Below are 16,926 nucleotides of genomic sequence, written 5' to 3'. Positions count from 1 at the left end.
CCATAGACTAGAGGTCGCGCTTTTCCCAGAGTCTTCGTCCCGTGATTCCCGCCCGTTCCCGCCATCTCTCGCAGCGATGGCTGCTGCCCTGCCTCGCGGCTGCATGCCTGCTGCCCGCGGCCTGCCAACAGCAGGCGCCCGAGCCAGTGCCCGCTGCCCCCAGGACCGTAGTGGCCAGCAGCAGCGAGGACGCGGGCGCGGTCAGCAGCGATGCCACGCCGGCCAGGGTGACGCAGGCCGAGCTGCTCAAGGGCACCGACTGGCCTGCGCTGCGGCTGGTGTCCGGGGACGCGTGGATCGACTGCGACCGCCCCGGCGTGCCGCCGCCCGGCACCGTCGCAGCCGTCGCCCCGCCAGCGGCCAAGGCGCCGCAGGCCGACAGCGATGGATCGTCTTCCCCCAGTGACGTCGTCGCCGCTGCGCTGGGCGTGGCCGACGCGGCGGCGGCGCCGGCGCCGGCCGAAGCGACGGCTGCAGGCGACGTCGACGAATCAACGGTGGTCGCCGACGTGCCGGCCGAGGAACCGCGGCCGCTGGTGGACCTGGGCTTCGCGGACGTGGAAGCAGCGATGTCACCCTGCCGCGAACGTGGCGCCGTGCGGCTGCGCTACGAAGGCAAGATCAGTGGCGACTTCACCGCGCTGGTGCAGCGCACCGCGGCCATGGCCGACCGGATGGAGATCGATACGCGAATTCTCGACATCGATTCGACCGGCGGCCGGGTCGAGGACGCGATGCCGGCCGGCGACGCGATCGCCGGCTCGCGCTGGACGATCCGGGTGCGTGCCGATTCGATCTGCCACAGCGCCTGCGTGCTGGTGCTGGCCGCCGGCGACGACCGCGAGATCGCGGGCAAGGTCGGCATCCACCGGATGGTGCGGGTCGGGTCGCTGGCGAGCACGCGCGCGGAACTGAGCCAGGAACTGCGCGAGGTGTACGGCGAAATCAAGGACTACCTGGAACGCAACGGCGCTTCGGCCGCCGTGGCGGACCTGATGATGACCGTGCCCAACCGCAGCCTGCGCCTGCTGGGCGACAACGAACTGCGCGAATACGGCCTGTCCGGCGCCAACGCGGTGCAGGACGACCTGGACCGCATCATCCTCGCGCGCAAGTGCGGCGACGATTTCGTCAAGCGCAGGGACGCGTTCATGCGCGCCTTCGCAAGCCGCTGCGAGATGGCGGACGACCAGGATGCCGTCGCGGCCTGCGCGGTGTCACTGGGCAACGAATATGGATTCCCCGACGAGACGTGCGCCGCCGATGGCCCGCTGGCGAGCCTGCGGCGCGCGGGCCGGCTGTCAGCGTCCGCCGCCGCCGCCGCCACCGCCGCCGCCGCCGGAGAAACCACCGCCGCCGCCACCGGAGGCACTGCCGGGCGGGGTGGCTGACGAGGCGATCTGCGAAGCCAGGCTGCTGCCGATCGCCTGGCTCAGGCTGCCCAGGCTGTCAACGCGGCCCCCCTGGTACCAGCCGATCGCTGCCGTCGTTGCCGCGGCCGCGGCCGCGCCCACGGCGAGGGTGAACTTCTTCGTCCAGGCCTCTTCGACGTCGAGCGCGACCGCGTACGGCAGCAGCCGCTCGTAGCGCGCGGCATCCAGCGGCGGCGGCGCCCCGGGACCCTGCAGGGCGCCCAGCTCGTCGCGTTCGGCCACGCCCAGGTAACGGCGGAACCCTTCGATGGCGTCGAGCAACCTGCGGCCTTCCGCCGTCGGCGCCTTGACCAGGACGCCGAACGCGATCGCGATGGCCAGCATCGCAAGCGCGATCGGCACCACCAGCAGCAGGCCGCCCGATTCGAGCCAGATCATGCCGACGCCGACCGTGAGCAGGGCCGTCAGCGCGACGATCAGGATCGCGAGCAAGATGCTGCCGGCATGGCGGGTGAACAGGCGCGGGTTGAAGCGCTTCTCCAGCAGGGCTGCGTGCCGGGCGAGGGCATCGCGCAGTGGCGCGGCGCTTTTGCTGGTGAGTTCCAGCTCCGGGCCGTCGGCGAACAGCTTTTCGAGCAGCAGGCGCTGGCCGGCGCCGGCCGGCGGCTCGGCACCGGCCAGGCGTTCCAGCCGCCAGGTGTCCGAGAGCAGCTGTTTGTCGCGATGGATCCGCAGCTGTCCGTCGACCGCGCCCGCCAGCAGCTCGGACGAGAAGCAGCGGTTGTCGTAGCCCATGCGCCTGACGAAGCGCAGCTCGGCCGGCGAGTACGCATCGGGCGAGCCGTCATCGGACGAGCTGGCGCCGGGCATGCCCTCGCCGGGCGAGCCCTCGCGCGGGGGTTCGTAGCGCACCACCACCACGCCGGGCGGCGGGTCGCGGCCCACCTGGCGCCAGCGCACCACGCAGAAGAACAACAGCGCCGCCAGGCCGGCCAGCGCGATCAGCGCCGCGCTGTTGTCTTTCAGCAGCCACCAGATCCGCTGCGGACGGGTCGGCGCGACGACGATGCCCTTCGGGAACGACAGCACCACCGTCATCCCTTCGCCGGCCCGCAGCGGCTGGGTGAGGGTCCATCGTGCGACGCCCGGCGCGGGCAGCGCCGTGTCGAACGCTCGCGCGGTCGAACCATAGTCTCCGGTATAGCCCTGGGCTTCCATCTTCGCCACCGGCACCGGTTGCGGCAGGCGCACCTCCACGCTGGCGCGCTCGATCGCGAAATCCCAGCCGGTGCCGATGGCGTTGAAGTACAGCTCGTCGTGGTCGTCGAAGAACCCGAGCTGGCGAGTGGTGCGGTAATGCAGGGTGTAGGTGTAGTCGGCAGGGACCTGCAGGAAGTCGTCGTTGCCGGTGTTGACGCGCACGCCGTTGCCGTGGCGCTCGGTGAACCAGGGTTCCGGCCGGTCGTCGCGCTGCACGCCCAGCACCTCGAACCCGACCATGACCCGGTTGCCCAGGCGATCCTGGTACCGGGTCGGGTAGTCCCGATAGATGCCGCGCCGGATGTTGCTGCCCTCGGCGCGCACCCGGACGTCCTCGGTGATGTCGAGGCTGCCGTCGGCGCGTACCTCGATCACGCTGTCGTAGGACAGGATGCGTTCCTGTGCGCGAGCCTGCGCCATGCCGGCAAGCCCGAGCAGCAGCACCAGGCCGAGGGGAACGGCCAGGGCCGCGATCGCCTTGATCGCGTGCCGGCCCGCTGCGATGGCCGCTGTCGCCGGAATCATCGCGGCAGCTCCACTTTCACCGCGGCGCGCTGCGCGTCGTCGGCCTGGAAGAATTCGGCGGCATCGAAGCCGAAGCTGCGCGCGACCAGCAGGTCGGGCACGCGCTGCACGGCGTCGTTGTAGTCGCGCACCGCGCCGTTGTAGAAGCGGCGCGCGTATTGCAGCTGCTCTTCCACGCCGACCAGGTCGCGCTGCAGCTGCAGGAAGTTCTGGTTGGCCTTGAGGTCGGGATACGCCTCCTGCAACGCCACCAACCGCCCCAGCGCATGTTCCAGCCGGTCCTCGACGTCGCCCAGGCGCCCCGGCGCCTGCTCGGCGGTGGCCTGCGCGCGCAGCGTGGTGACGGCCTCGAGCACCGCGCCTTCGTGCGCGGCATAGCCCTTCACCGCCGCGACCAGCGACGGCACCAGGTCGTGGCGGCGCGTGAGCTGCACGTCGATGTCGGCCCAAGCGGTGCGCACCTGGTTGCGCAGGCGTACCAGCCGGTTGAACAGCATGGCCGCCCAGGCCAGCAGGGCGGCGACGAGGAGGAGCGCCAGCAGCAGGGAGGTCGTCACGCGTGCGAGCCAGTTCGCGGTGGGGCCGATACTGTATCGGGCTTTCGTCCTGTCCCGTCGGGCTCGCGATCCTGTGGGAGCGGCTTGAGCCGCGAGCGCTTCCTGGCGGTCGGCGAGTCGGGGACCTTCTCGCCACATTCTCCCGCAGCGCACGGACGCTCGGTTGCCCGCCCTTGCAGGTGCTCATGCGGATGGCAGGTAGCGGGCAGCAGGCAGGCTGGATTGCTCTTGGTTGAGAGTCGAGTTGTCGGAACGGACTCGAGCGGACTCGCGGCGGAAGTCGCCCCGTGAAGATCCGGGAGAAGGACGGAGGCCGGGCCGACAAGAGATCAAGAGCTCGCGGCTGAAGCCGCTCCCACAGGGTCAAGGGCTCTCGGCGGAGTTCCGTCCGACAAGGGAGCAAGAGCTCGCGGCTGAAGCCGCTCCTACAGGACCATAGATCGCAGCGGAGCTGTCCGGTTGTTGCGGCGCCTTCGGTCAGCCGGCAGCGACTTCGATTCGCGTATCGCCGACCTCGACCCGTTGCCCCGCGCGGATCTTGCAGGTCTTGCGGGTTTCGACTTGTCCATCCACGCGCACCACGCCGCTGGCGACCAGGGCCTTGCCGGCGCCGCCGCTGTCGCAGAGGCCGGCCAGCTTGAGCAGCTGGTTGAGCTCGATGAAGTCGCGTTCGAGCTGGAAGTCGATCGATGGCATCGCGGCAGTCTACAGCGGCCCGGACGCCGGACCGAGGCATCCGGGCCGGGGAAGCGCAACGCAGGCGCATCCTGTTCAGCGGGCAGGATCGGCCGATCGCCAACCCTCGTGAGCACCGGCAGGGGCTTGTCGGGCGCGCCGCGGCTTGGCGTAGACTTGGCCGACATCCATATCCTGCACCGAGGAACCCGCATGAACCATCGTTTCCTGCTGTCCGTCGCCCTCCTGGCCTGCATCGGTACGGCTTCCGCGCAACAGGCGCAGCCATCGCGACCCGCGCAGCAGCCGGCCGCACGTCCAGCCGCGCAGCAGCCGGCGGCACGCCCGGCCCAGCAGACGCTCACGCCGCAGCAACAGGCGCAGCTGGCCAAGCAGAACGCCGACATGAGCAAGGCCGCGTTGCAGGTGATGCAGATGGTCGATGCCAACCAGATCGGGCAGGTCTATGACACCGCCTCGGCGACGATGAAGCGGATGGTCACGCGCGACGACTTCGTCAAGCAGATCACCATCGACCGCAACCGGCTGGGCAAGGTCTCCTCGCGCGGCGCTCCCGCGGTGAGCCGTTCGCAGTTCCCCGCAGGGGCCGCGGTGCCGGAAGGCTTCTACCTCAACGTCGCGGTGCCGACCACGTTCGCCAAGTCGCAGACGCCCGTGCGTGAACTGGTGTCGTTCCGCCTCGACGAGGACAAGACCTGGCGCGTCTCGGGCTACAGCCTGCGCGGGCCGAACGACGCCAAGTAAGTCGAAGCCGGCGTTGGATCGATCGGCGGGGCCGGGAAACCGGCCTCGCCTTTTTTTACCTGTATCCCCGGCATCCCTTGTCGGAGCGGCTTCAGCCGCTAGCTTTTCCCGATCCCGATCTTGTGGGAGCGGCTCGGCCGCGAGCTCTTCGAGTCGCGCCAATTCCGGCCGAAGAGCTCGCGGCCGAAGCCGCTCCCACATGGCGGCTACTCGCGCTCGAAGCGCGCGATCTCGTCGAGGGAGGCCTGCGCACGCATGACCGCGGGGCAGGCGTTGGTCTGGTCGAGGTAGGAGGTGACGCGCCGGCGCAGGGCGGTCGGCGACCAGTACATCAGCCACATCGAACCGAGCAGCCCCGCGGTCCCGATGGCGAGGAAGATGTAGACCACGCCATGGTCGTTCGCCCAGATGTCGACATCCAGCCAGAACTTGAACAGGATCAGGGTCTCCGGCACCCACAGCAGCCATTGCGACAGGCCGAGCCATGGCATGCAGCGCTTGCGCCACTGGCGGTAGAGCGTCAGGTACCGCTGGATCGTGACGACGGGTTCGGCGTAGTCGATCCGGACCAGCAGCAGCAACTCCATCACCCCGGCGATGATCAGCAGCACGCTGTAGGCGTGCATCACCAGGCCCGACACCAGCAGCGAGACGTTGTCGCGGTGCTCGATCCAGAAGATGGCGAAGAAAATCGTCAGCGCGACGCCGAGCGCGATCTGCAGCGCGCTCCTGACCAGCAGCCAGCGCAGGCCGGATTTCGCCGTCCGCACGCGGCTGTCGGTCAGCAGTTGCAGGTTGAGCGCGTTCTGCTGCTGCAGCCGGCGATCGAGCGATTGCCAGGCCTGCTTGAGTTCGTCGAGTTCCATGGTCGATTCCATCGTCATTCGTTGGTGGCGGGTGCGACGTGGTCGCGGATGCGCTGGCGGAGGCGGCTGATCTTGGTGGTGACGTTGCTTTCGGAAATGCCGAGCACCTCCGCCATCTCTCGGGTGCTGCGCTCGTCGAGGTACAGCAGCAGCAACGCGCGATTGAGCGGTTCGAGCGTGGCGATGAAGCGGTGCAGGACGCGCAGCGCCCCGGCGGCTTCGTGGTCGACCGCGCCGTGGTCGGCGATGTCGTCGACGTCGTCCAGCGGCACGGCGTGCCGGCGTCGCTGGCTGTCGCTGCGCAGGAACGAGATCCCCACGTTCAGCGCGATGCGGTACATCCAGGTCGAGAATCGGCGTGCCGGGTCGTAGCCGGGCCACGCCCGCCACAGCTGGGTCGCGATCTCCTGCGCGAGGTCGTCGCGGTCCTCGGCCGAGCGCGCGTAGGCGTTCGCGACCTTGAACACGATGCCGCGATGCTGCTGCAGCAGCGCACCGAAGGCGTCCCGCGTGTCTGCTCCCATGGTGGCGCTGGCGTCCATCGATCCTGTCCGTGCCTGCGATTGTGCCGCTGTCGAACCGTGATTCGCCGCAGCGGGGGGTTTGTCACGCCGGGCGGCCGGACTTCAGCTCCGTCCGTCGGCGCAGGCCGGCCGGGTCCCATAGCGGGTCCCTAGCTGCGCTGGATGACGTAAGGCGAGGCGGGCCAGCTGTCACGCCGAATTTTCGGCACCAGCGCACTGCGGCCTGCATGCCGCGTAGACGCTGCAGGCCGCAAGCTGCAGGCGGACCCAGGCGAGGAAAGACCATGCGCAGCAAGCTGCTCCGGTTCGGCAAGGGATTCCGCGTCGCGTTCGCCGTGCGCAAGGCGCAGGCTGCGGAAATGGTGATCGCGCCCGGCGACAGCGAGGGTGGGCCGGACAATCGCCACCGCGGCGCCGATCAGTGGCTTTACGTCGTGTCCGGCGCTGGCGTCGCGATCGTCGACGGTCGCCGGGTGGTGCTGAAGACCGGCCGGCTGCTGGTGATCGAGCGCGGCGAACGCCACGAGATCCGCAACACCGGCCGCGCGCCGCTCAGGACCCTGAATTTCTACTACCCGCCGGCGTTCGACGCCGACGGCGATCCGGTCGGGCCGGGCAGGAAGACGTGAGCGCGCTCAGCCGATGAGGTCCTTGTTCTCCGCCGTGGCCAGTACCTCCGGGTGCTCGATCGGCCGCCGTGGCCCGAACAGCGGATATGCCAGCACAGCGCCGAGGATGATCGCCACGCCGAGGTAGAACTGCGGCGACAGTTCGCGCTGTTCGCCCAGCAGGACGATCGCCAGCATGATCGCGTAGACCGGCTCGAGGTTCACCGCCAGCTGCGCGGCGAACGCGCTCATGTGCCGCAGCGCCACCAGCGACAGGGCGAACGGGAACAGCGTGCAGGCCAGCGCCAGCGCCAGCAGCAGGCCCAGGTCATGGGCATCGGGCAGCGCGAACAGCGTGCCCGAGAAGGCCGGGAACAGCAGCGGCATCAGCGGCGCCAGCGCCGTGAGCAGCAGCGTGCCGGCGCCCAGTTCGAGCGCGGTGATGGCCAACGGGTCGCCATGGTCGACGAAGCGCTTGTTGAGCGAACCGAAGATCGCCACCAGCAGCGCCGAGAGCGCGCCGACCGCGATCCCCACGTGCATGCCGTCGGGCACGCCGCCGACCACCAGCGCCACGCCGGGCAGCACCGCGATCCCCAGCAGCACGTCGCGCCACGAGAACCGCCGCCCGGCGAGCCAGGGTTCCAGCAGCGCGGTCATCGGCGTGCCCAGCGCGATGCAGGTGGCGCCGACGGAGGCGTTGGACAGCTTGATCGCGCCATAGAACGTCAGCCAGTGCAGCGCCACCAGCGCGCCGATGCCGGCATAGGCCAGCAGCAGCCGCGGCGACATCGCACGCAGCCCGCGCCAGACCTTCGGCAGCAGCGCCAGCGTGGCGGTGACCAGCAGCATGCGCCACCACACCAGCGGCAGGGCGGGCAGGGTGATGAGCTTGCCGAAAATGGCGGTGAATCCCCACAGGACGACGCAGAGGTGGATCTGCCACTGGGCTTTGGCGGTGGGAGTCATGGGGATGGCGCGGGGAGGCAGGGTGCATTATCGCCTTGCTTCGGGGGTTCGGCGCGGGCTCAGGAGGGTGAGCCTTCGGGAAGTCACGGCGGGTGCAGTCACGGCTTTCGCGCGGTGACGGCGCGAGCCATCCTTCTTGCTTGTGCAGTGAAACCCGGCGCAAAGAAATCACACCCCACCGGGGCGGAGCAGGAATGCAGGAGAGGCGGAAGCCGCGACCGTTCGAGTGCGGCACATGCCAAAGCTCGCGGCTTCCGCCGCTCCTGCCAAAGCGGGGTCAGGCGCCGAGCTCCCTCAGCAGTGCCATCGCCGCGGCCGGGTTGCGCTCCTTGGCAGCGCTGATGAAGAAGATGAAGACCTCGCGCGCGGCCGCGGGCTTGGCCGGTGTCGGACCGATCCGCGGCAGGTCGCCGGGGTCGCCGCCGGCGGCCCACTGGCGCGCATGCGCGGCCCACTGCTGCAGTTCCTTTTCCGGGTAACCGGTGGCGACACCTGATCGCGCGCGCATCAGCCGGGCGTAGACGAAGTCCGCGGTGACGTCGGCGAACGACGGATGCTCGTCCGAATCGGTGAATACCGTTGCCATGCCATGGCTGCGCGCCAGGGCGAGATAGGCCTCGTCGACGAAGGACGGATCGTGTACGTCGAGCACGTGCCGCAGCTTGCGCCCGCCGGACCGCTTGGGCAGGAGTTCCACGAACGCGGAAAAGTCATCGGCGTCGATCCTGGTGCCGCGATCGAACTGCCACACCAGCGGCCCGAGCCGGTCGCCGAGCTCGACGATGCCGCCGATGAAGTCCTCGACCTGGGTCCCGGTCTTCGCCAGCACCCGCGACCCCATGATCCGCTTCGGCGCCTTGGCCGAGAACACGAAGCCCGGCGGCGCCTCATCGCGCCATTTCGCGTACGTGGCCGGCTTCTGCGCGCCGTAGTAGGTGCCGTTGACCTCGATCGCGCTCACGTGTCGGCTGGCGTATTCGAGCTCGCGCCGCTGCACCAGGCCGGCGGGATAGAAGTTGTTGCGCCAGGGCGCGAAGGTCCAGCCGCCGATGCCAACGCGGATGCCGTCGACGGGGCGTGGCGGCGGTGCGGAGAACAGGTCGTCGCTCATGCGTGGTCCTTCCACGGGTCGTAGCTGCCGAACCACCACAGGTGGCCCTCGATGTCGCGGCAGGAATAGCCGCGTCCGCCGTAATCCTGGTCGGCGATGTCCATCACGATCGTCGCGCCGGCGGCCTTCGCCTGCGCGTAGTGCGCATCGGCGTCGCGCACGACCACGCACGGACTCTGCGTATCGCGCATGCCGATTTCTTCCGGCTGGACGATCTGCCGGCCCCATTCGCTGGCGTTGTCGGCCGAGCCGAGCATGACCATGCCGTTGCCGAACGTCAGCTGCGCGTGGTGCACGGTGTCGCCGTCGGCGTACACGGCCTGCTTCTCGAAGCCGAAGGCGCGGCACAGCCAGTCGATCGCCGCGAGGGCGTCGCGGTAGCGCAGGCAGGGGATGATGGTGGCGGTAGTGTCGGCGGCATGGGTCATGGATGGCTCCTCGGGTGGATTGGACGGTGCCACCCTATGCGGCCCCGTGCGGGGCGTCTTGTAGATTCCGGCATCAACCGATCGGCACGTGGCTTGCGTGCTGGCCACAGCTTGCAAGCCAGGCCGTGGGCGTCAGCCCGGCGAATGCGCGGAACTCGTGGACCAGGTGCGGCTGGTCGTGGAAGCCGCCGTCGGCGGCAACGCCGGCCCAGTCGACGGCGCGGTCGTGGTGCACCTGCGCGACCAGGCGGCGGAACCGTTGCAGGCGCGCATAGCGCTTGGGCGACATCCCCACCTGTTCCCGGAACAGCTGGCCAAAGCGGCGCGGCGACAGCCGGCAGTGCGCGGCGACGGCGCCGATGCGCTGGACCCGCGGCGCGCCGTCGAATATGCGCAGCGCATGCGCCACGGCGGGATGCGGCCGCGCGGCGCCGGCCTGTTCCTGCAGCCAGGTCTCGACGATCCGCAGGCGCGCGTCCGGGCCGCCCGCTTCGAGCAGGCGTGCGCGCAGGCCGCAGGCCGTGCTATCGACGAGGTCATCGAGGTCGACGTGGTCGTTGGCCAACAGGTCCATGCGCTCGCGGAAGAACGGGGCCGCGGCCCCGGCCCGGAACACGACGCCGACCACCGCCACCTGCTCGGCAGTGTCGATCACGAAGCTGCGGTTCGCCGGCCCGTCGAACGCCGCGCCGGCGAAGCGCCGGCAGCGCAGCGCGGCATCGTAGATCCGGCTCTCGTCCTCGACCAGGTTGATGACCAGCTGGCCGCACGCGGACGGCAGCATCCGGTCGAAGCGGTGCGCCTGCGGCGGCATGTCCCAGTCCCAGATCTTGTCGACCAGCTGCGACAGCGGCGTCGCGGGAGCGCGGACGATGAATCCCATGCCTGTGGCTCCGGTCCGGCTTTCGCGCAGGGTAACGCAGCGGGTCGCCATCGGCACGCTGCGCGCGCTGCGTCGGCGGGCGCGGGCCCCTGTCTACAATGGCCGGACATCTCACCGGGGAATCCATATGCCCGTCGCTTCGACGCTCCCGCGCAGTGCCTGCCTGGCGCTGCTCCTTGCCCTCTCCTGCGGCACTGTCTTCGCCGCACCGCCTGCCGCACCGCCTGCCGCGCCGGTTGCGGCGGCAGTCGACGCCGCGCCGGTGCCGGCGGACCTCCAAGACCTTGATGCCTATGTCGAGCGCGTGCGCGAGCAGTTCGACGTGCCCGGCATCGCGGTCGCGATCGTCAAGGACGGCCAGGTCGTGCTGGAGCGCGGCTACGGCGTGCGCGAGCTGGGCAAGCCGGACAAGGTCGACGCGCACACCCAGTTCGCGATCGCGTCGAACACCAAGGCCTTCACCGCCGCCTCGATCTCGATCCTGGCCGATGAAGGCAAGCTCAAGCTCGACGATCGGGTGATCGACCACCTGCCCTGGTTCCGCATGTCCGATGCGTACATCACGCGCGAGATGCGGGTGCGCGACCTGCTGGCGCACCGCAGCGGGCTGGGTCTGGGCGCCGGCGACCTGCTGTTCTGGCCCACCACCACCTACACCGCGCGCGAAGTCGCCGAGCGCCTGCGCGACGTGCCGATCAGCGGCGGCTTCCGCGAGCGCTATGCCTACGACAACATCCTGTTCGGCGTCGCCCAGCAGGTGATCGAGCAGGCCAGCGGCATGTCGTACGAACAGTTCCTGCGTACCCGCATCTTCGGGCCGCTGGGCATGGCCGAGACGCGCTTCAACGCCGACTACCTCAAGCCCGGCGACAACGTCGCCACCGGCCACGCCAAGTTCGACTTCAAGGACCTCAAGCCGGTCGCGCCGCTGACCTGGTCGAACGTCGCCGGCGCCGGCGGCATCTATTCCAGCGTGCACGACCTGGCGAAATGGATGCGCGTGCAGCTCGACGGCGGCGTGATCTCCGGCGAAGGCGACGACGCCAAGCGGCTGTTCAGCGCCGAGCGGCAGAAGGAAATGTGGTCGGTGCTGACGCCGATCCCGATCTCCGACCCGTCCGTGCCCGAGCTCGCCGCGACCAAGCCCAGCTTCCTGGGCTACGGCGAGGGCTGGGTACTCACCGACTATCGCGGCCGCAAGCTCGTCTACCACACCGGTGGCTGGCCGGGCATGGTCTCGCGGCTGACCCTGGTGCCTGGCGAGGATCTCGGCGTGGTGGTTTTGACCAGTGCCGAGGTTGGGTCGGCGTTCAACGCGATCACCATGCGCGTGCTCGACGCCTACCTCGGCGCGCCGCGCACCGACTGGGTGGCGGCGTACGCGGCCGCGGCGGCCAAGTCGCAGGCGAAGGCCGACGAGAGCTGGCAGAAGCACGAGGCCGCGCGCGACGCAGGCTCCAGACCGTCGCTGCCGCTGGACGGATACGCCGGCACCTACCGCGATCCGTGGTACGGCGATGTCGCGATCACCCGCAGCGGCCAGGGCCTGCAGATCCAGTTCTCGAAGACCCCGCAGCTGCTGGGCGACCTCGAACACTGGCAGCACGACACCTTCATCGTGCGCTGGCGCGACCGCGGGCTGAACGCGGACGCCTTCCTGACGTTCTCGCTCGATCCCGACGGCAGGATCGTCGAAGCCAGGATGGTGCCGATCTCGCCGCAGACCGATTTCAGCTTCGATTTCCAGGACCTGCGGCTCGCGCCCGTGAAAGACCAGGTGGCTGCGAGGCCCTAGGGCCTCGACGGCGCCGTCTGCTGCGCGGGCGTTGTCGCCCGCCCAAGGTGGTCCGGGGATGGCGCAACGGGGTCGCCCCTGCGTGTGCCATGCGGGTCGTCCCGGTTCGCGGAGAACGCGGGTGCGACAATGCCTCGCCGTCAGGAGCCGCGCATGATCTTCCGCTGGTTCGAATCGCTGGTCGACATCTTCGGCGACGCCGACGACGCCATGCCGCCGCGCGGCGTGTGGCGCTTCTACTGGCACTACCTGCGCCAGGTGCGCGGGATCCTGCTGTCGATCTGCGTGCTCGGCTTCTTCGTCGCCCTGGTCGAGGTCGCGCTGTTCGATTTCCTCGGCCGCCTGGTGGACCTGACCGCGGAGTCGCCGGCCGGCTTCTTCGCCCGCCACGGCAGTGAGCTTGCGTGGATGGCGTTCGTCGCGCTCATCGCGCGGCCGCTGCTGCTTGCGCTGCACGACCTCATGGTCAACCAGGCCCTGGTCCCGGGCCTGACCGCGCGGGTGCGCTGGCAGCAGCATCGCTACGTGGTGCGACAGAGCCTGGCGTTCTTCCAGAATGACTACGCCGGCCGCATCGCCAACCGGATCATGCAGACCGGCGCCTCGCTGCGCGAATCGGCGGTGCAGATCGTCGATGCGATCTGGTACGTCGCGGTCTACACCGGCACCGCGCTGGTGCTATTCGCCAGGGCCGACGCATGGCTGGTGTTGCCGCTGGCGCTGTGGGTGCTCGGTTACGCCGGGCTGCTGGCGTTCTTCGTGCCGCGCGTCAAGCAGCGCTCCTGGCAGGCCTCGCAGGCCAGATCCGGGGTGATGGGGCGCGTGGTCGACGGCTACACCAACATCGCCACGCTCAAGCTGTTTCCGCACGCGGGCCGCGAGGATGCCTACGTGGGCGAGGCGATCGCGGACAACGCCGAGAAGGTGCGCCTGATGACGCGCATGACCACGGCGATGGACGTGAGCATCACCGCGTTCAACGGGCTGTTGATCGTCGGAACGTCGGCCCTGGGGCTGTGGCTGTGGAGCCGCGGCGCGATCACCGCCGGCGACATCGCGCTGTCGACCGGCCTGGTGATCCGGATCAACAACATGTCCGGCTGGATCATGTGGGTGGTCAACGGCATCTTCGAGGACATCGGCACCGTGCAGGACGGCATGACCACGGTGGCGCAGCCGCGCGACGTGGTCGATCGCGAAGGCGCGAAGCCGCTGGTCGTCACCCACGGTGGCATCCGCTTCGAGGACATCCACTTCCACTACGGCAAGCAGGGCGGGGTGATCTCGGACCTCGGTCTGGTGGTGCGGCCTGGCGAGCGCATCGGCTTGGTCGGGCCTTCGGGCGCGGGCAAGTCGACCCTGGTGAACGTGCTGCTGCGCCTGTACGACCTGGAGGCGGGCCGGATCCTGATCGACGGGCAGGACATCGCCGGCGTGACCCAGGAGAGCCTGCGCGGGCAGATCGGTGTGGTGAGCCAGGACACGTCGCTGCTGCATCGCTCGATCCGCGACAACCTGCTGTACGGCCGGCCCGATGCGACGCACGCCCAGGTCGAGGCCGCTGTGCGCGGGGCGCGCGCGGACGGCTTCATCGCCACGCTGGTCGACGGCGAGGGTCGCACCGGCTTCGACGCGCAGGTCGGCGAGCGCGGAGTGAAGCTGTCGGGTGGCCAGCGCCAGCGGATCGCCATTGCCCGCGTGTTGCTGAAGGACGCACCGATCCTGCTGCTGGACGAAGCGACGTCCGCGCTCGATTCGGAAGTGGAGGCCGCGATCCAGGACAGCCTGGACGTGCTGATGGAGGGCAAGACGGTGATCGCCATCGCGCACCGGCTGTCGACCATCGCGCGCATGGATCGGCTGGTGGTGATGGACCAGGGGCGGATCGTCGAGAGCGGTACGCACGCCGAGCTGGTCGCGCGCGACGGGCTTTACGCGCGGCTGTGGCAGCGGCAGACGGGCGGCTTCGTTGCCGCGGATGTGGCCGAGCCGGATGTTCCGTAGGAGCGGCTTCAGCCGCGAGTTCGTGCCCTTGGAACACCGGCAGTGGCGAACACAGGCAAAGCCGGCGCGACTGCCCGGTAGCGGCATGCCGCACCCGCTGAGATCAAAAGCTCGCGGCTGAAGCCGCTCTTACAAAGGCATGCGGTCACTCGATCGGCTGGTCCAGCATCAGCTGGCGCACGAAGCGCACCGGCGGCGCGCCGTACGACAGCACCTGGTCGTGGTAGGCCTTGAGGTTGAACTTGTCGCCGAGCCTGGCTTCCACGGCCTTGCGCGTATCGAAATGCTCCTGCACGCCGACGAAATAGGTCGGCAGCTGCGCTGAACCCAGCTGCGCGCGCACCCACTTGCCGGCCGCTTCGCGCTCCTGCTGGAAGGCGTCGTGGGTCATCAGCTGCATTGCCTGCTCGCGCGACCAGCCGTCGACGTGCACGCCCTGGTCGAGGATCGCGTTGGCGATCGTGCGCAGGTAGAACTTCAGTTGCACCAGGCGGAACAGCGGGTCGCCGTCGAGGTAGCCGGCGTCGGCCATCATCTTCTCGGTGTAGACCGCCCAGCCTTCGGCGAACGGGCCCGAGCGCAGCACCGCGCGCAGCGTCGACGGGAACCGGGCCGAGTGCGCACCCTCCAGGTAATGGCCCGGCATCGCTTCGTGGATCGCCAGCAGGTCGATCATGCGCGAGTTGTATTCGCGCAGGAAGGAGGTGGCCTGCTCGTCGCTCCAGTCGTCGGGAATCGGCGAGATCGCGAAATAGGTTTCCAGCCCCTTGTCGAGCGGTCCGGGCGAGTCGCAGTAGGCCACCGCGACGCCGCGCTGGAACTCGGGCATCAGGATGATCTTGACCGGGTCGTCGGGCACCGTGACCAGGTCCTTCTGCTTCACGAACGCGGTGGCGTCGGCCAGCGCCTGCTTGGCCGCCTCGACGACATCGTTGCGGGCGGGGCGGTCGGCGTAGGCGAGTTCCAGCGCGGCCTCGATCGCGGCCTGGCGCTGGTCGTCGCTGGGCGCATCGGGCATCTGCGGCGCATCGGCCTTGTCCTTGAGCACCGTGCGGGCGATCCCGTACATCTCGTCGCGCACGCGTTTGACCTCGGCCTCGGCGCGCTGCCTGATCTCGACCCGCGACAGCGCCGAGTTGAGCGAAAACTTCAGCTTCTGGTCGTACAGGTCGGCGCCGATGCGAAAGTCGCCCTTCGCGTTCGGCACCAGGGTGCCGTCCAGCCAGGCCTGCTGCTCGGCCACGGCCTTGCGCAGCCCGGCCACGGCATCGTCGAGCTGCTTGCGGTCGACGCCCGCCAGCTGGGCGGCGTTGGGCGTGATGAACTGGTCGACCAGCTGCAGCAGGCCGGCGTTCTGCCTGGCGACGGTCTCGGCGTGGACCTTCGGCACACGCGCGGGATCGAGGTTTTCGCGCATCTGCGCGAACAGGGCCGGGATCTTCTGCATGCGCGCGGTCGCCGACTTGAGGCGCTGCGGCATCGGCGCGAACTCGCGCGCCATCAGGTTGTAGATCGCGCCGCCCGCCACGCCGTTGTAGACCTGCGGATCCCAAGCCCACGCCTGGAACGTTTCGGTGCTCCAGATGTCGCCCTGCAGCTGGTTGCGCAGGATCAGCGCGTCCACCTGGTTCTCGCGCGAGAGGCTGGACGCGTCGATGGCGTCGAGCCTGGCGAGGATCTGCTTGCTGAAATCGACACCCTTCTGCCGGCCCGCGGCGCCGAGGTCGTCGAGCTGGTCGTCGAAACGATGGTCGCCGACCTGGGTGGCGCTGACCGGGTTGAGCTGCAGCCATCCGTCCAGCCACTGCTTCGACAGCGCGGCGAATGCGGTGTCGGCCTCGACCGCGCGCCCGGAGGCGGCATCGGGCTGCGTCGCGTCCGCAGCGGCGGGCGCGGACGGCGTCTGTGCCTGGCAGGCAGACAGGGCGAGGGCGAGCAGGGCGACGGCGGGCAGGGTCTTGCGCATGGCGGTTCCGGCAGGGCGGTGGAAGCCCCCGATTCTGGCATGAAGCGGCGGCGCGGCCATGCGGGTTGCGTTGGCGGGTCGCGGGCATCGCCGGCGGCATGGCGCTAAGGTGCACGCCTCACCCAACGGAGCCGTGCCCATGACCCACCACGGAAGCTGCCACTGCGGCGCAGTCGCGTTCGATCTCGAAGGCGACGTGACCGATGCGATCGACTGCAACTGTTCGATGTGCCGCCGTCGCGGCGGACTGCTCGCTTTCTTTCCGCGCGAAGCGCTGACCCTGACCACGCCCGAATCGAACTACCGCACCTATCGCTTCAACAAGGAACACCTCGCGCACCATTTCTGTCCGACCTGCGGCATCGCGCCTTTCAGCGAGGGCGCCGATCCGCGCAGCGGGGCGAAAATGGTGGCGGTCAACGTGCGCTGCCTGGAAGACGTGGACCTGTCCTCGCTCAAGGTTTCGCAGGTGGACGGCGCGAGCTTCTGATCTCGTCCGCTGGTGTAGCCGGCCTCGAATTGCTGGCGGCTTGCACCGCCGTTGTGGGAGCGGCTTTCAGCCGCGAGCTTTCGGACAGTGCCGGCGGCATCAAGAACTCGCGGCTGAAGCCGCTCCT

The 16,926-nt window shown here is 69.4% G+C and carries 16 protein-coding genes; 6 read left to right on the top strand and 10 right to left on the bottom strand.

Annotation, left to right across the window (positions count from 1 at the left end):
* The first annotated feature begins 170 nt into the window (after nucleotides 1–170).
* On the top strand, nucleotides 171–1,391 hold the full coding sequence (locus ACFOM9_RS14730; protein ID WP_386712507.1) for a hypothetical protein: 1,221 nt from the start codon (nucleotides 171–173) through the stop codon (nucleotides 1,389–1,391).
* Here ACFOM9_RS14730 and ACFOM9_RS14725 read toward each other — a convergent pair.
* From ACFOM9_RS14725 to ACFOM9_RS14715, 3 genes are all read right to left on the bottom strand, one after another.
* Entirely contained in the window at nucleotides 1,302–3,158 is a 1,857-nt protein-coding gene (locus ACFOM9_RS14725) for a DUF2207 domain-containing protein (RefSeq protein ID WP_386712504.1), read from the bottom strand. The two genes, ACFOM9_RS14730 and ACFOM9_RS14725, sit on opposite strands and share 90 nt — an antisense overlap.
* Nucleotides 3,155–3,715, bottom strand: coding sequence for a LemA family protein (locus ACFOM9_RS14720; protein ID WP_386712501.1), 561 nt, complete (start codon nucleotides 3,713–3,715; stop codon nucleotides 3,155–3,157). The genes ACFOM9_RS14725 and ACFOM9_RS14720 overlap by 4 nt, the downstream gene beginning before the upstream one ends.
* A gap of 477 nt (nucleotides 3,716–4,192) precedes the next feature.
* A complete protein-coding gene (locus ACFOM9_RS14715; RefSeq protein ID WP_386712498.1) occupies nucleotides 4,193–4,411 on the bottom strand; it encodes an RNA-binding S4 domain-containing protein in 219 nt (72 codons plus the stop codon).
* 192 nt (nucleotides 4,412–4,603) lie between these two features.
* Between ACFOM9_RS14715 and ACFOM9_RS14710 the strand changes: the two genes are divergently transcribed.
* The gene (locus ACFOM9_RS14710; RefSeq protein WP_386712496.1) at nucleotides 4,604–5,155 is read left to right on the top strand and encodes a DUF4019 domain-containing protein; all 552 of its coding nucleotides are present in this window, start codon (nucleotides 4,604–4,606) and stop codon (nucleotides 5,153–5,155) included.
* Nucleotides 5,156–5,361: 206 nt separating this feature from the next.
* On the opposite strand, the gene ACFOM9_RS14705 is transcribed toward ACFOM9_RS14710, so the two are convergent.
* Together ACFOM9_RS14705 and ACFOM9_RS14700 are read right to left on the bottom strand one after the other, a co-directional pair.
* Nucleotides 5,362–6,033, bottom strand: a complete 672-nt coding sequence (locus tag ACFOM9_RS14705; RefSeq protein WP_386712493.1) for a hypothetical protein — start codon at nucleotides 6,031–6,033, stop codon at nucleotides 5,362–5,364.
* Between the two features lie 2 nt (nucleotides 6,034–6,035).
* Nucleotides 6,036–6,563, bottom strand: a complete 528-nt coding sequence (locus ACFOM9_RS14700) for an RNA polymerase sigma factor (RefSeq protein WP_386712491.1) — start codon at nucleotides 6,561–6,563, stop codon at nucleotides 6,036–6,038.
* Between the two features lie 266 nt (nucleotides 6,564–6,829).
* Here ACFOM9_RS14700 and ACFOM9_RS14695 point away from each other — a divergent pair, with 266 nt between their 5' ends.
* A complete protein-coding gene (locus ACFOM9_RS14695) occupies nucleotides 6,830–7,174 on the top strand; it encodes a cupin domain-containing protein (RefSeq protein WP_386712488.1) in 345 nt (114 codons plus the stop codon).
* A gap of 6 nt (nucleotides 7,175–7,180) precedes the next feature.
* Here the strand turns inward: ACFOM9_RS14695 and ACFOM9_RS14690 are convergent, their stop codons facing one another.
* The 4 genes from ACFOM9_RS14690 to ACFOM9_RS14675 form a co-directional block, all read right to left on the bottom strand.
* Nucleotides 7,181–8,122 (bottom strand): DMT family transporter, encoded by a 942-nt coding sequence (locus ACFOM9_RS14690; protein WP_386712485.1) that lies wholly within the window; start codon nucleotides 8,120–8,122, stop codon nucleotides 7,181–7,183.
* Between the two features lie 277 nt (nucleotides 8,123–8,399).
* Nucleotides 8,400–9,233 (bottom strand): DUF72 domain-containing protein, encoded by an 834-nt coding sequence (locus tag ACFOM9_RS14685; protein ID WP_386712482.1) that lies wholly within the window; start codon nucleotides 9,231–9,233, stop codon nucleotides 8,400–8,402.
* Entirely contained in the window at nucleotides 9,230–9,661 is a 432-nt protein-coding gene (locus ACFOM9_RS14680; RefSeq protein WP_386712479.1) for a VOC family protein, read from the bottom strand. Before ACFOM9_RS14680 ends, ACFOM9_RS14685 begins: the two co-directional genes overlap by 4 nt.
* Before the next feature lie 73 nt (nucleotides 9,662–9,734).
* Nucleotides 9,735–10,544 carry a DUF6597 domain-containing transcriptional factor gene (locus ACFOM9_RS14675; protein WP_386712476.1) on the bottom strand — a complete coding sequence of 270 codons (810 nt, stop codon included), beginning with the start codon at nucleotides 10,542–10,544 and terminating at the stop codon, nucleotides 9,735–9,737.
* A gap of 127 nt (nucleotides 10,545–10,671) precedes the next feature.
* On the opposite strand from ACFOM9_RS14675, the gene ACFOM9_RS14670 reads away from it, so the two are divergent.
* Together ACFOM9_RS14670 and ACFOM9_RS14665 are read left to right on the top strand one after the other, a co-directional pair.
* Nucleotides 10,672–12,339 (top strand): serine hydrolase, encoded by a 1,668-nt coding sequence (locus ACFOM9_RS14670; protein WP_386712473.1) that lies wholly within the window; start codon nucleotides 10,672–10,674, stop codon nucleotides 12,337–12,339.
* Nucleotides 12,340–12,492: 153 nt separating this feature from the next.
* Entirely contained in the window at nucleotides 12,493–14,343 is a 1,851-nt protein-coding gene (locus tag ACFOM9_RS14665) for an ABC transporter ATP-binding protein (RefSeq protein ID WP_386712470.1), read from the top strand.
* Between the two features lie 145 nt (nucleotides 14,344–14,488).
* On the opposite strand, the gene ACFOM9_RS14660 is transcribed toward ACFOM9_RS14665, so the two are convergent.
* Entirely contained in the window at nucleotides 14,489–16,309 is a 1,821-nt protein-coding gene (locus ACFOM9_RS14660; protein WP_386712467.1) for a DUF885 domain-containing protein, read from the bottom strand.
* Nucleotides 16,310–16,448: 139 nt separating this feature from the next.
* Here ACFOM9_RS14660 and ACFOM9_RS14655 point away from each other — a divergent pair, with 139 nt between their 5' ends.
* Entirely contained in the window at nucleotides 16,449–16,799 is a 351-nt protein-coding gene (locus ACFOM9_RS14655) for a GFA family protein (RefSeq protein ID WP_386712465.1), read from the top strand.
* Nucleotides 16,800–16,926: the final 127 nt, after the last annotated feature.

Origin of the sequence: Luteimonas notoginsengisoli, from assembly GCF_042648885.1 — a bacterium.
In the GTDB taxonomy this organism is placed as follows: domain Bacteria; phylum Pseudomonadota; class Gammaproteobacteria; order Xanthomonadales; family Xanthomonadaceae; genus Luteimonas; species Luteimonas notoginsengisoli.
This window is presented reverse-complemented; position numbering and strand designations above follow the sequence as displayed.

Excerpts from the sequence above, each read along its gene's own strand:
- ACFOM9_RS14725 (WP_386712504.1), bottom strand. The coding sequence starts at position 3,158 with ATGATTCCGGCGACAGCGGCCATCGCAGCGGGCCGGCACGCGATCAAG.
- ACFOM9_RS14715 (WP_386712498.1), bottom strand. The coding sequence starts at position 4,411 with ATGCCATCGATCGACTTCCAGCTCGAACGCGACTTCATCGAGCTCAAC.
- ACFOM9_RS14710 (WP_386712496.1), top strand. The coding sequence starts at position 4,604 with ATGAACCATCGTTTCCTGCTGTCCGTCGCCCTCCTGGCCTGCATCGGT.
- ACFOM9_RS14705 (WP_386712493.1), bottom strand. The coding sequence starts at position 6,033 with ATGGAATCGACCATGGAACTCGACGAACTCAAGCAGGCCTGGCAATCG.
- ACFOM9_RS14700 (WP_386712491.1), bottom strand. The coding sequence starts at position 6,563 with ATGGACGCCAGCGCCACCATGGGAGCAGACACGCGGGACGCCTTCGGT.
- ACFOM9_RS14695 (WP_386712488.1), top strand. The coding sequence starts at position 6,830 with ATGCGCAGCAAGCTGCTCCGGTTCGGCAAGGGATTCCGCGTCGCGTTC.
- ACFOM9_RS14690 (WP_386712485.1), bottom strand. The coding sequence starts at position 8,122 with ATGACTCCCACCGCCAAAGCCCAGTGGCAGATCCACCTCTGCGTCGTC.
- ACFOM9_RS14685 (WP_386712482.1), bottom strand. The coding sequence starts at position 9,233 with ATGAGCGACGACCTGTTCTCCGCACCGCCGCCACGCCCCGTCGACGGC.
- ACFOM9_RS14680 (WP_386712479.1), bottom strand. The coding sequence starts at position 9,661 with ATGACCCATGCCGCCGACACTACCGCCACCATCATCCCCTGCCTGCGC.
- ACFOM9_RS14675 (WP_386712476.1), bottom strand. The coding sequence starts at position 10,544 with ATGGGATTCATCGTCCGCGCTCCCGCGACGCCGCTGTCGCAGCTGGTC.
- ACFOM9_RS14670 (WP_386712473.1), top strand. The coding sequence starts at position 10,672 with ATGCCCGTCGCTTCGACGCTCCCGCGCAGTGCCTGCCTGGCGCTGCTC.
- ACFOM9_RS14665 (WP_386712470.1), top strand. The coding sequence starts at position 12,493 with ATGATCTTCCGCTGGTTCGAATCGCTGGTCGACATCTTCGGCGACGCC.
- ACFOM9_RS14660 (WP_386712467.1), bottom strand. The coding sequence starts at position 16,309 with ATGCGCAAGACCCTGCCCGCCGTCGCCCTGCTCGCCCTCGCCCTGTCT.
- ACFOM9_RS14655 (WP_386712465.1), top strand. The coding sequence starts at position 16,449 with ATGACCCACCACGGAAGCTGCCACTGCGGCGCAGTCGCGTTCGATCTC.